This is a genomic window from Leisingera aquimarina DSM 24565, assembly GCF_000473165.1.
Classification (GTDB): domain Bacteria; phylum Pseudomonadota; class Alphaproteobacteria; order Rhodobacterales; family Rhodobacteraceae; genus Leisingera; species Leisingera aquimarina.
This window is the reverse complement of sequence record NZ_KI421504.1, coordinates 567,078-580,139: the sequence shown is the minus strand read 5'-3', so window position 1 is coordinate 580,139 and position 13,062 is coordinate 567,078. Positions and strand designations below refer to the sequence as shown.

At 60.3% G+C, this 13,062-nt stretch carries 10 protein-coding genes; 8 read left to right on the top strand and 2 right to left on the bottom strand.

The genetic code is table 11. The annotated features are described in order from the left end of the window. Positions 1-55 precede the first annotated feature (55 nt). From AQUI_RS0106655 to AQUI_RS0106640, 4 genes are all read left to right on the top strand, one after another. Complete coding sequence (locus tag AQUI_RS0106655) at positions 56-2,506, top strand: GcvT family protein (RefSeq protein ID WP_027256807.1); 2,451 nt, start codon at positions 56-58, stop codon at positions 2,504-2,506. A 294-nt stretch (positions 2,507-2,800) separates the two neighbouring features. Beyond that, on the top strand, positions 2,801-3,922 hold the full coding sequence (gene dnaN, locus AQUI_RS0106650) for a DNA polymerase III subunit beta (RefSeq protein ID WP_027256806.1): 1,122 nt from the start codon (positions 2,801-2,803) through the stop codon (positions 3,920-3,922). A gap of 60 nt (positions 3,923-3,982) precedes the next feature. Continuing rightward, positions 3,983-5,080: a DNA replication/repair protein RecF gene (recF, locus tag AQUI_RS0106645; RefSeq protein WP_027256805.1), complete on the top strand. Its 1,098-nt coding sequence runs from the start codon at positions 3,983-3,985 to the stop codon at positions 5,078-5,080. Continuing rightward, the gene (locus AQUI_RS0106640) at positions 5,077-5,697 is read left to right on the top strand and encodes a LysE family translocator (RefSeq protein WP_027256804.1); all 621 of its coding nucleotides are present in this window, start codon (positions 5,077-5,079) and stop codon (positions 5,695-5,697) included. Before recF ends, AQUI_RS0106640 begins: the two co-directional genes overlap by 4 nt. Here the strand turns inward: AQUI_RS0106640 and AQUI_RS0106635 are convergent. Then, complete coding sequence (locus tag AQUI_RS0106635) at positions 5,694-6,287, bottom strand: TetR/AcrR family transcriptional regulator (RefSeq protein WP_027256803.1); 594 nt, start codon at positions 6,285-6,287, stop codon at positions 5,694-5,696. The two genes, AQUI_RS0106640 and AQUI_RS0106635, sit on opposite strands and share 4 nt — an antisense overlap. A gap of 107 nt (positions 6,288-6,394) precedes the next feature. On the opposite strand from AQUI_RS0106635, the gene AQUI_RS0106630 reads away from it, so the two are divergent. Next, entirely contained in the window at positions 6,395-6,985 is a 591-nt protein-coding gene (locus tag AQUI_RS0106630) for an NAD(P)H-dependent oxidoreductase (RefSeq protein ID WP_027256802.1), read from the top strand. 93 nt (positions 6,986-7,078) lie between these two features. Further along, positions 7,079-9,496 carry a DNA topoisomerase (ATP-hydrolyzing) subunit B gene (gene gyrB, locus AQUI_RS0106625; RefSeq protein WP_027256801.1) on the top strand — a complete coding sequence of 806 codons (2,418 nt, stop codon included), beginning with the start codon at positions 7,079-7,081 and terminating at the stop codon, positions 9,494-9,496. A gap of 683 nt (positions 9,497-10,179) precedes the next feature. Here gyrB and AQUI_RS0106620 read toward each other — a convergent pair. Next, positions 10,180-10,920, bottom strand: a complete 741-nt coding sequence (locus AQUI_RS0106620; RefSeq protein ID WP_027256800.1) for a GntR family transcriptional regulator — start codon at positions 10,918-10,920, stop codon at positions 10,180-10,182. A gap of 163 nt (positions 10,921-11,083) precedes the next feature. Between AQUI_RS0106620 and AQUI_RS0106615 the strand changes: the two genes are divergently transcribed. Together AQUI_RS0106615 and AQUI_RS0106610 are read left to right on the top strand one after the other, a co-directional pair. Then, positions 11,084-11,866 carry a maleate cis-trans isomerase family protein gene (locus AQUI_RS0106615; protein WP_027256799.1) on the top strand — a complete coding sequence of 261 codons (783 nt, stop codon included), beginning with the start codon at positions 11,084-11,086 and terminating at the stop codon, positions 11,864-11,866. Positions 11,867-11,870: 4 nt separating this feature from the next. Further along, positions 11,871-13,049, top strand: a complete 1,179-nt coding sequence (locus AQUI_RS0106610; protein WP_027256798.1) for a M24 family metallopeptidase — start codon at positions 11,871-11,873, stop codon at positions 13,047-13,049. The last annotated feature ends 13 nt before the right edge of the window (positions 13,050-13,062 follow it).

The window sequence follows — 13,062 nt, the reverse complement described above, 5'->3', positions numbered from 1 at the left end:
TTTGCGCCGCCTATCCATGATAATCAGGCGCAAACACTGACTGTGGAGCGATGACATGAGCGATCTTCCCAACAAGGCCCGCGTGGTCATTATCGGCGGCGGCGTGATCGGCTGCTCGGTGGCCTATCATTTGACCAAACTGGGCTGGAAGGATGTGGTGCTGCTGGAGCGCAAGCAGCTGACCTCGGGCACCACCTGGCACGCCGCGGGCCTGATCGCCCAGTTGCGCGCAACTGCCAACATGACCAAGCTGGCGAAATACAGCCAGGAACTTTATGGCGCGCTGGAAGAAGAAACCGGCGTTGCAACCGGCTTCAAACGCTGCGGCTCGATAACCGTTGCTTTGACCGAAGAACGCAAGGAAGAGATCTTCCGCCAGGCCGCCATGGCGCGCGCCTTTGGTGTCGAGGTTGAGGAAATCTCCCCCGAGGAAGTGAAAACCCGCTACGAGCACCTGAACGTCGGCGACGTGACTGCCGGTGTGTGGCTGCCGAAAGACGGCCAGGGTGATCCCGCCAACATCGCACTGGCCCTGGCCAAAGGCGCCCGCCAGCGCGGCGCGCTGGTCAAGGAACGCATTAAGGTCACCGGCATCTCCAAGGACGGCCGCCGCGTTACCGGCGTCGATTGGGTCAGCGACGACGGCCAATCCCAGGGCCATATCGAGGCCGACATGGTGGTGAACTGCGCCGGCATGTGGGGGCATGAGGTTGGCCGCATGGCAGGCGTCAACGTGCCGCTGCACGCCTGTGAACACTTCTACATCGTGACCGAAGGTATTTCCGGCCTGACCCAGATGCCGGTTCTGCGGGTGCCGGACGAATGCGCCTACTACAAGGAAGACGCTGGCAAGATCCTGCTGGGCGCGTTTGAGCCGAATGCCAAGCCCTGGGCGATGAACGGCATCCCGGACACGTTCGAATTCGACCAGCTGCCCGAGGATTTCGACCACTTCGAGCCGATTCTGGAAGCCGCCTGCAACCGGATGCCGATGCTGGCCGAGGCGGGTATCCATACCTTCTTTAACGGCCCCGAGAGCTTCACCCCGGATGATGCCTACCATCTGGGCCTGGCGCCCGAGATGGACAACTTCTGGGTTGCCGCAGGCTTCAACTCGATCGGTATCCAGTCGGCAGGCGGCGCTGGCATGGCGCTGGCGCAGTGGATGGAAGACGGCCAGAAACCCTTTGATCTGGGCGACGTGGACATCTCCCGGATGCACCCGTTCCAGGGAAACAAGCACTACCTGTTCGAGCGCTCCAAAGAGACCTTGGGCCTCTTGTACGCCGACCACTACCCCTACCGTCAAAAGGCCACCGCCCGCGGCGTGCGCCGCACACCGTTCCACCATCACTTGCTGGATCAGGGCGCTGTGATGGGCGAAATCGGCGGCTGGGAGCGTGCCAACTGGTTTGCCAACGAAGGCCAGGAGCGCGAATACCAGTACAGCTGGAAGCGCCAGAACTGGTTTGAGAATTCGGCAGCTGAACACAGGGCTGTACGCGAAAACGTCGGCATGTACGACATGTCCTCCTTCGGCAAGATCCGCGTCGAAGGCCCGGATGCCGAAACCTTTCTGAACTACATCTGCGGCGCCAACCTGTCAGTGCCGGCAGGCAAGATCGTCTACACTCAGTTCCTGAACTCCTGCGGCGGGATTGAGGCAGACGTTACTGTCACCCGCCTGACCGAGACCGCCTATCTGGTGGTGACCCCGGCGGTGACCCGTCTGGCCGATCAGACCTGGATGATGCGCCATGTGGGCGAGCACCGCGTGGTGATCACCGATGTCACCGCAGGCGAGGGCGTGCTGGCAGTGATGGGCCCGAACGCCCGCAAGCTGCTGCAAAAAGTCTCACCCAATGATTTCTCCAACGAGGTGAACCCGTTCGGCACCGCGCAAGAGATCGAACTGGGCATGGGCCTTGCCCGTGTGCACCGGGTGACCTACGTGGGCGAACTGGGTTGGGAAATCTACGTTGGCGCCGACATGGCGGGCCACGCGTTCGAAACGCTTCACGAGGCGGGACAGGACATGGGGCTCAAGCTGTGCGGTATGCACATGATGGACAGCTGCCGGATCGAGAAGGGCTTCCGCCACTTCGGCCACGACATCACCTGCGAGGACAATGTGATCGATGCAGGTCTGGGCTTTGCGGTGAAGACTGACAAGGACGATTTCATCGGCAAAGCCGCGGTGCTGGAGCGTAAGGAAACCGGCCCCAAGAACCGCATGGTTCAGTTCAAACTGACCGACGCCGAGCCGCTGCTGTTCCACAACGAGCCGATCATTCGCGACGGCAAATATGTGGGCTACCTGAGCTCAGGCAACTACGGCCACACCCTAGGCGCTGCCATAGGAATGGGCTATGTGCCGTGCGAAGGCGAAAGCGCGGCGGATGTGCTGGGCTCCACCTATGAGATCGACGTCTGCGGTGTGAAGGTGAAGGCCGAGGCCTCGCTTAAGCCGATGTATGATCCGAAATCGGAGCGGGTGAAGGCCTAAGCACCTCTCCAGTGTTTTCACCTGCCCCGTATTACGCCCCGGTCCAAGCGCCGGGGCGTTTTTCGTAAGTGTCCCCATGGGAACAAGCCTGGGTTCTGCAGCTCTGTCCCCGCGGGGACAGTTCCGGGTTCTGCTGCAACGTTTCCTCGGGTTTCGCGGCCCAGCCGCGCAGCCCCCCTTGACCCCGCCGGGAAACCCTTGGAGAAATCCATAAAAAGCCTTGTACGGCAGGGGTAAACAGGTAGGTTGCTTGTCCCGGCTACTGACACGGGCATGACGAAGAGGATTTGGGACATGAAGATCAGCATCGAACGCGGCACGCTTCTCAAGGCTGTGGCTCAGGCACAGTCGGTGGTAGAGCGCCGCAACACCATTCCGATTCTGGCGAATGTGCTGATCGAAGCCGAAGGCGACAGCGTCCAGTTCCGCGCCACTGACCTGGATATCGAGGTGGTCGACAAGGCCCCCGCCCAGGTCGAGCGCGCCGGGGCAACCACTGTGGCCGCCACCACCCTGCACGAGATTGTCCGCAAGCTTCCTGACGGCGCGCTGGTCACACTGAGCGCAGATGCAGCGACTGGCCGCCTGACGGTTGACGCGGGCCGGTCGAACTTCTCGCTGGCGACACTGCCGCGGGAAGACTTCCCGGTGATGGCGTCGTCGGAGTACCACTCCAACTTCGCCGCCAAGGCCGCGGTGTTGCGACGCCTGTTTGACAAGTCGAAGTTTGCAATCTCCACCGAGGAGACCCGGTATTATCTGAACGGTGTCTATCTGCATGTCTCCAACAGTGCCGAAGGCGGCAAGGTTCTGCGTGCTGTTGCCACCGACGGCCATCGCCTGGCGCGGATTGACTCCGAGCTGCCGCTGGGTGCCGAGGACATGCCGGGCGTGATCGTTCCGCGCAAGACCGTGGGCGAACTGCGCAAACTGCTGGACGATGACGACATGGACATCGCGGTGTCGGTTTCGGAAACCAAGGTGCGCTTTGCCACCCCGAACATCACCCTGACTTCCAAAGTGATCGACGGCACCTTCCCCGACTACACCCGGGTGATCCCTGCCGGCAACACCCGCCGCCTGGAAGTGGATGCCTCCGAGTTCGCGCAGGCCGTGGACCGGGTGGCAACGGTGTCGTCGGAGCGTTCCCGCGCGGTGAAACTGCAGCTGGAAGAGGACCGTTTGATCCTGTCGGTCAATGCGCCGGACAGCGGCGCTGCCGAGGAAGAGCTGGCGGTGGCTTATAACGACGAACGTCTGGAAATCGGATTTAACGCCAAGTACTTGCTGGAAATTGCCAATCAGGTGGACCGCGAAAACGCTGTGTTCATGTTCAACTCCTCCGGCGATCCGACCCTGATGCGCGAAGGCAGCGACGAAAGCGCTGTTTACGTCGTGATGCCGATGCGTGTCTGAAGCGCCTGTCGGCGCTGCCTCCGGCGGGGATATTTTTAGCAAGAGGAAGAGGGCGCCTGCGTGCTGGCTCTGACCGCATTGACCCTGTCCCATTTCCGCTCGCATTTGCGGGCGGAAATGCATTTGGACGGTCGCCCGGTGGCCATTCACGGCAGCAATGGCGCGGGCAAGACCAATATCCTGGAAGCCGTGTCTCTGTTCTCGCCGGGCCGCGGGTTGCGCCGCGCCAGTGCCGCCGACATGGCGCGCCAGCCCGAAGCGCTCGGGTGGAAACTGAAGGGTGAACTGCGGGCACCCTCGCAGGCCTATGAGGTGGAAACCTGGTCCGAAGGCGGCAATGCACGGCAGGTGAAAATCGACAATAAATCCGCCAGCCAGATTGCCCTGGGGCAGGTGGCCCGGGTGGTCTGGCTGATCCCGGCGATGGACCGGTTGTGGATAGAAGCTGCCGAAGGACGGCGCCGGTTTCTGGACCGGATCGCGCTGAGCTTCGAGCCCGCCCATGCCGAGGCCTCGCTGGCCTATGAAAAAGCAATGCGGGAACGTAACCGGCTGTTGAAGGAACAGGTGCGTGATGCCGGCTGGTACCGGGTACTGGAAGAGCGGATGGCCGCCGCCGGGCACCGGATCCACACCGCCCGCGTGCAGTCGGTGGATCTGCTGCAAATGGCGCAGGCGGAGGCGGAAACCGCCTTTCCGGCGGCTGAGCTGGAGCTGCTGCAATCGGAAGGCAGCATGCCGTCTTCTGAGGCGGACTTCAAAGAGGCGCTGGAGGAAAGCCGGTTCCGGGATCTCGCGGCAGGAAGGACCCTTGTCGGACCGCACAGGACAGATTTGATCGGCACCTATCAGGCCAAGGGTATCCCGGCCAAGGATTGTTCGACCGGCGAGCAGAAAGCGCTGCTGGTGTCGCTGATCCTGGCCAACGCGCGGGCGCTGGCGCAGCGGGAAGGCGCGCCGCCGATCCTGCTTTTGGATGAGGTTGCCGCGCATCTGGACGCTGGCCGCCGCGCTGCCCTGTATGACGAGATTTGCGCTTTGGGAACCCAGGCTTGGATGACGGGCACCGGGCCGGAGCTGTTTGGTGAACTGGCAGGCCGGGCGCAGTTGCTGGAAGTCTCTGACAGTGGCGGCACGTCGGAGGTTCTGCAAATATGACGGTCTCAGCCTGGGATCTTACCCTCTATGCGGGGGCCTTGCTGATCCTGTTTCTAACGCCTGGCCCGGTTTGGCTGGCACTGATGGCGCGCTCGGTGTCCGGCGGGTTTCAGGCGGCTTGGCCGCTGGCGTTGGGGGTTGCCTGCGGTGATATCCTGTGGCCGCTGATCGCAGTTGCGGGGATGTCCTGGGTGGTGTCCGAATTCACCGGCATCATGACTGTGCTGCGCTGGCTAGCCTGCCTGATGTTCCTTGGCATGGGCTTTTTGCTTATCCGCCATGCGGGCGAAGCGGTGCAGGAAAGGCGGGGCCTCACCCGGCCCGGTGTCTGGGCCGGGTTCATGGCGGGAATTGCCGTGATCCTGGGCAACCCTAAGGCAATCCTGTTCTATATGGGCGTTCTGCCGGGGTTCTTCGATCTGTCAGGCACAACCTGGCCGGACATTGCCGCCATTGTAATGCTGTCCTTTGCAGTCCCGCTGGCTGGGAACCTCGCGCTGGCCGGGATGGTGCACCGGGTCCGGCGGGCGATTGCCTCGCCCCGGATCCTGCGGCGCATCAATCTGGTTTCCGGCGGGCTGCTGATCTGTGTGGGGCTGGCGATCCCGGTTCTTTAGCCGGGCGGTTGCAGCCAGGCCTGCAAGTAAGGTTCAAGCGCTTGGGCCGGGCGCGCTTCGTTCTCATGCTCCATGCAGAACCACACGCCCAGCACATGGTTCAAAAACGCCTGAATGCCTTCCGCCAGCAATGCCGGCGGCTGGTTGCGGCGAACCTCGCCCGCAGCCTGCATGTCCTGCAGCCAGCCTGTCAGCAAGGTCACCTGACGGGTGAAGCTTGCGGTGACAACTTCATCCGGCTCATCCGCAGTGGTGCCTGAATAGCGGAGCAGCAGATCGAAAATCACCCGGTCTTGCGCGACATAATCAAGATGCGGTGCAAGCCGGGCGGTCAGCTCAGCGACATCCGAGGGGACACCTGCGGTTTCCATCCCGTCAAGCAGCCGTGTCACTTCCTCCCCGATCAGGACGGCCAGCAGCCCGTCCTTGTCCTTGAAATGGGCAAACAGGGTGCCCTTTGCGACGCCAGCGCGGGCAACCACATCTTCAACCCGCAATCCGCTATAGCCCTGATCCTGGACGATAGCGGTTGCAGTGCTGAGCAGTTTTGCGCGGGTTTCCAGCCGCCGCTTCTGTGGTGCGCGTGTCATGCTTCATCCTCACGGGTTCGTTACTGACCGCGGTCACTTTTACAATTGACCGCGGTCATTTTTTTTCAATAAAGTGACCGCGGTCAACTTAACTCATGGAGAATGGCATGTCTGCCCGAAAAATACTGATCTTGAACGGCCATCCGGCTGAGAACACTTTCACGCAGGCGCTATGCAAAGCCTACGCATCCGCAGCAGAAGGTGCAGGGCATATTGTGCGCATGCATAATCTGTCTCAATTGGAGTTTGATGCAGATTTCGGCCAGGCCGGGTTTTCCGGTGCAAAGAGGCTGGAGCCCGAGATCGAAACAGTGCTTTCAGACTTTGAATGGGCGGAGCATATGGTCCTCGCCTTTCCGCTGTGGTGGGGCGGGATGCCGGGGAAACTGAAGGGGTTGTTTGACCGCATTCTGCTTCCCGGCCGCACGTTTGATCCGCGCACTGTGACCGATGGCCTGCCGAAACCGCTTTTGGCCGGAAAATCGGGCCGGGTGCTGGTGGCGTCGGACACGCCACCTGACCTAATGGAGCAGTTCTATGCCAATGCAGCGCATGTTCAGGTAGAGCGCCAGATTATGAATTTCGTGGGAATTGATCCGGTGGAGACCTGCCATTTCGGTGCATTGCAAGGGTCAAGTGCGGATGAGCGCGCGGCCTGGCTGAGCACCGCGTCGGAGCTTGGCGCCTTAGCAGCATAATCGTCTGAAACAGCCATGGAAAAAGGGGGCTTGCGCGTGACAATCCCGGACAGACTCCGTATAAAATCCTGAAGCAAAGACAGGAAGATGTGAATGTCCGGAAACGAGCAGGCCCCCGCAGAATATGGCGCGGATTCCATCAAGGTTCTCAAAGGGTTGGAGGCTGTTCGAAAACGCCCCGGCATGTATATCGGGGACACCGACGATGGCTCGGGCCTGCACCACATGGTGTATGAGGTCGTGGACAACGGCATCGACGAGGCCCTGGCAGGCCACGCCGATCACGTGACCGTCAAGATCCACGCCGATTCCAGCGTATCCGTCAGCGACAACGGCCGCGGCATTCCGGTGGGTATCCACGAGGAAGAAGGCGTCTCGGCGGCCGAGGTCATCATGACCCAGCTGCATGCCGGCGGTAAATTCGACAGCAACTCCTACAAGGTGTCTGGCGGCTTGCACGGTGTCGGTGTTTCGGTGGTGAACGCGCTGTCTGATTGGCTGGAGCTGCGCATCTGGCGCGACGGCAAGGAGCATATTGCCCGCTTTGAGCGCGGCGACACGGCCAAGCATCTGGAAGTGGTTGGCGATTGCGGCGATCAAACCGGTACCGAAGTTCGCTTTATGGCATCGACGGGCACCTTCTCGAATCTGGAATACTCGTTCGAGACACTGGAAAAGCGTCTGCGCGAGCTGGCCTTCCTGAACTCCGGCGTGCGGATCATCCTGGAAGATGAGCGGCCTGCCGAGAAGCTGTCAACCGAGTTGTATTATGATGGCGGCGTTAAGGAATTCGTCAAATACCTCGACCGCCACAAGACCCCGGTGATGGAGACCCCGGTCTACATCATCGGCGAGAAGGACGAGATCGGTGTTGAGATCGCGATGTGGTGGAATGACAGCTATCATGAAACGGTGCTGCCCTTTACCAACAACATCCCGCAGCGCGATGGCGGCACCCATGTTGCAGGATTCCGCGGCGCGCTGACCCGGACCATCAACAACTACGCCCAGTCTTCGGGTATCGCCAAAAAGGAGAAAATCTCCTTTACCGGTGATGACGCCCGCGAAGGCCTGACCTGCGTGCTGTCGGTCAAGGTGCCGGATCCGAAGTTCTCCAGCCAAACCAAAGACAAACTGGTCTCTTCCGAGGTGCGCCCGGTGGTCGAGAGCCTGATGGGGGAAAAGCTGGCCGAATGGTTTGAAGAAAACCCCAATCAGGCCAAGCAGATTGTCGGAAAAATCGTGGAAGCCGCACTTGCGCGCGAGGCTGCCCGCAAGGCACGCGAACTGACCCGCCGTAAAACGGCGATGGATGTGAACTACCTTGCCGGCAAGCTGAAGGACTGCTCTGAGAAAGACCCGTCCAAGACCGAAGTCTTCCTGGTTGAGGGTGACTCAGCCGGTGGTTCCGCCCAGACCGGCCGGGACCGGATGACCCAGGCGATCCTGCCGCTGCGCGGCAAAATCCTGAACGTGGAGCGGGCGCGTTTTGACCGGATGCTGGGCAGCCAGGAAATCGGCAACCTGGTGATGGCGCTTGGCACCGGCATAGGCCGTGATGAGTTCAACATTGAAAAACTGCGCTACCACAAGATTGTTATCATGACCGATGCGGACGTGGACGGTGCCCACATCCGTACGCTGCTGCTCACCTTCTTCTACCGGCAGATGCCGGAGCTGATCGAGGGCGGCTACCTCTACATTGCGCAGCCGCCGCTCTATAAGGTCGCGCGCGGCAAGTCTGAGGTCTACCTCAAAGACCAGGCAGCACTCGATGATTACCTGATCAACCAGGGTGTCGATGGCGCAGTGCTGAAACTCGGCGACGGCTCCGAGATGGCCGGTGCCGACCTGACCCGGGTGGTGGATGAAGCCCGTCAGCTGAAGCGCGTTCTGGATGCCTTCCCGACCCACTATCCGCGCCACATCCTGGAGCAGGCCGCGGTGGCTGGCGCCTTTGTGCCCGGTGCGGTGGATTCCGATCTGCAAGGCGTAGCCGACAAAGTGGCGCAACGGCTTGACTTGATTGCGTTGGAATATGAGCGCGGCTGGCAGGGCCGGATCACCCAGGATCACGGCATCCGCCTGGCCCGCATCCTGCGCGGTGTCGAGGAAGTGCGCACCCTGGACGGCCCGATGCTGCGCTCCGGCGAGGCGCGAAAGACCGGCAGCTTTACCCAGAGCCTGCAGGAAGTCTACGGCACCACTTCCCAGCTGATCCGCCGCGACCGCAGCCAGATAATTCACGGACCGCTGGATCTTTTGAAAGCGATCCTTGAGGAAGGCGAAAAAGGCCTCTCGCTGCAGCGCTACAAAGGCCTGGGCGAAATGAACCCGGACCAGCTGTGGGAGACCACGCTGGACCCGGACGCCCGGACGCTTCTGCAAGTGCGGATCGACGATATGATCGAGGCGGATGACCTGTTCACCAAGCTGATGGGCGATGTTGTCGAGCCCAGACGCGAGTTCATCCAAAAGAACGCCTTGAGCGTCGAAAACCTGGATTTCTGATCGGTTGTAGGATTGCCCAAAAGCGTGTTTTAGACCCATACTTTTGCGCAAGTTGCCCATAGTTTTGGTTCTCGCACACGGTAAAGGTGAGGTGGGCGCTGAAAATTGCGAAATATTCTTTCTTAAGTTGATCGCAGGTCTTCTTGCTCTACGGGATCTTTTCATGATTGCCGCTCAGGCTAACTGTATTCGCCATGAGCACGGTGAGCTGTGGGCTGCCGAAAGGGGATTCCAAGCGCAATGAAGGCCCTAGAGGGTTTCCAGGAAGCCCTGTGCGGCTGAGACTAAACTTCCCCTACGCACCACCATTGTTTGTCGTCTTCTAAGAACCCTTAGCGGTCGTCCACTGCTAGGCAGCCCCTGGCATGTGCAGCAGGGGATCATTGGCGCAATAGGAGTGTTCGGGGCCCGGCTACCTAAAGGCTGCTGACGGGACTTTCCTGACATTCGCTGCAAGCGCGCAATCCTTGCTGCAATTGCGAGGGTATTTGAAGGCCAGGCGGGAACCCGTCTTTTTCTGCAAACGCGAAACTTTGTCTTAGATCCGCGAAAAGCAGACATTGGCCCTCCTGCCATCTGCCGCGAATGGCATCATCGCACCGGCGATCATAAAGATCGAAGCGGTCCGGGTTGGGCATGTGCAGTTTGAAGAAGCCAATCAGAAGCCGCTGTCTGACTGCAAATTACCCTGTTACGATGGCATGTGCAGAGAATTCTGCGAGCTCGCCACGCCAGATCTGGCGGCCAAAGCAGAATGGCTTGCCGTCCGATCCGTAAATCACCTGTTCCAGTTCAATGCCGGCGTGATAGGTCGGCAAGCTCAGCAGACCGGCCTCTTTCTCGTTCAACGCGCGCATGCGGATGGTGATGTCACCGGAATGCGGCGGCATGTTGTATACCTGTTCCATCAGCACCGTGGTTGATTGTTGCAGGTTGTGGTCAAACAGATTGGGGAACACGCGGGCGATGGCGTATTCCTCCTCAATGAAGGCGGGATGGCTCTTGAGCAGAAATACCCGGGTGTATTTATATAGCGCCTCGCCTTCCGCGATGGTCAGCTTGGCGGACAACGCCGCATCGGCTGCAATCATCTGTTTCGAAACCACCTTTATCGTCAGGCCGAGCTCTTCCTTGCCGGCGAGAGCCGAGAGGCTGACAGTCTTGCTGATGTCATAGGTCAGCCTTTGCGGCGAGACGAATCGCCCCCGGCGCCCGGCACTATAGGCCAGCCCTTCCATTTCGATCGCCAAAAGCGCACGGCGGGCGGTCATTCTGCTTATGCCGAACTGCTCTCCGATGGTTCTTTCCGATGGCAACGCAGCATGGTTCTGCAGTTCTCCGCTACGGATCTGATCGCGCAAGTGGTTAATAACGCTCTGAAAAGCAGGCATTTTCTTTCCTTCGGCCGGGTTGTTCGCGCTCATACTGTACCGCCTTCACAGTTTTTATTTGGTATATACCAGTTTATTGGTATATACCAGCAATTGAGAGTTCTTCTTCCTGACTGCATGGCCTGCCCATGGATTGCAAGGCGGCGGGGCAACGGGGAGGGGCTGCTGCAGCCCGTACATTTCTGGAGGCAAGCGTATGGACGGGGCGCCGGATATTCAGGCACTTGAGTTCGCAGCGGATGGTGGTCTGGGCACAAAGGCGCGGATCGGGCTGATCGTATTGCAAACGGACCAGACGCTTGAGCACGAGTTTTCCACGCTGCTGCGGCGCGATGATGTCGCCTTGTATCACGCACGGATACCGAACGAGATGGAGGTAACCTGCGAAACGCTGCGCAAGATGGAAGCAGACCTGCCGGCCGCTGCTGAGTTGCTGCCATCAGCATTTGATTTCGATGCAATCGGTTATTGCTGCACATCCGGTGCAACGATGATCGGCGAAACCCGGGTGGACGGCCTTCTGCGCAGCGTGCACCCAATGGCGAAAACCACCAACCCGCTGACCGCCTGCAAGGCAGCGCTTCAGGCCCTGAAGCTGAAAAGGATTGCGCTGGTTACGCCATACGCTCCCGAAGTGACCACGGAAATGCGGGACAACCTGGCGGCTGCGGGTTTCGAGGTGAATGCCATCGGAACCTTTAATCAGTCGGATGATTTCAAGGTCGCTAGGATTTCTTCGAACAGTATTCTGGCTGCGGTCAGGGAAGTTGGCCAGCGCGACGATTGCGACGGCGTGTTTGTGTCCTGCACCAGCCTGCGGGCCCTGCCCATTATTGCCGAGGCTGAAGAAGCTTTGGGCAAGCCGGTTCTGTCCAGCAATCAGGTCACCGCCTGGCATCTCGCCCGTCTGGCCGGGCTGCGCGACAGCGTCGCCGGTGCGGGCATGCTTTTCCATACTCAGCTGAAACCTCAGGACTAAAGCAATGACGGATCTGCACCCGGCTGCCGAACGCGGCTTCTCCACCAGCGAATTTGAGCAGCGGACCGCGGCAGCGCAAGAGATCATGGCGGGCCTTGGGCTGGATGCCCTGCTGCTGACCACCGAGCCGGAAGTGCGCTATTTCACCGGCTTTGATACGATTTTCTGGCTTAGCCCGACACGGCCCTGGTTCGTTGTGATCCCGGCCAGCGGCGCGCCCATTGCGGTGATTCCGGAAATCGGTGGGCCCAGCATGTCGCTGACCTGGATTTCCGATATCCGCACCTGGCTGGCGCCGCAGCCGGGGGATGACGGTATTTCCCTGCTTGCTGATACTTTGCGCGAGGTGATGCCGGGCGGCGGAACATTGGGTCTGCCGATGGGCCATGAAACCCATGTGCGGATGCCTGCGGCTGACCTTCAGAAACTGCAGGGCAGGCTGGCTGGCATTTCAATTGCAGACTGCACCGATGCGGTGCGCCGCCTGCGGATGGTGAAGTCCCCTTCTGAAATCGCTAAGATCGCACGGATCTGCAGCATCGCCTCCGCCGCGTTTGAGGATCTGCCGAATTACATCAAGGCGGGCGACACCGAACGCCAGGCCTTTGCTAAGTTCAAGATCGACCTGCTGCAGAAAGGCGCTGATGACGTGCCGTATCTGGTTGGTAGTTCAGGTGTGGGCGGTTTCTCAGACGTGATCAACCGGCCCACCGACCGGGTGATTGCAGACGGCGATATGCTGCTGCTCGATACCGGCTCCCTTTGGGGCGGCTACAGCTGCGACTTCGACCGGAATTATGCCTTTGGCCACGCCTCGGACGAAGCCAATACAGCTTATGATCTGGCATGGCGGGCGACAGAGGCCGGCCTGCGGGCCGCGCGTCCTGGCATCACCACTGCGGAGCTGTGGGCCGCCATGGCCAAGGTGCTGGAGGACGGCGGCTACAGCGGCCATCAGATCGGCCGGATGGGTCACGGGTTGGGCATGCAGGTGACCGAATGGCCCTCGCTGATGCCCGGTGACAATACCGTTATCGAAGCGGGCATGGTGCTGACCCTTGAACCCGGTTTCGCCTTCGGCGGCAACAAGATGATGTTGCATGAGGAAAACATCGTCATCCATGAGGATGGCGCCGAACTGCTGTCGCGCCGTGCTGCGCGTGAGCTTCCGATCATTACTTAAGCCACGGATATCA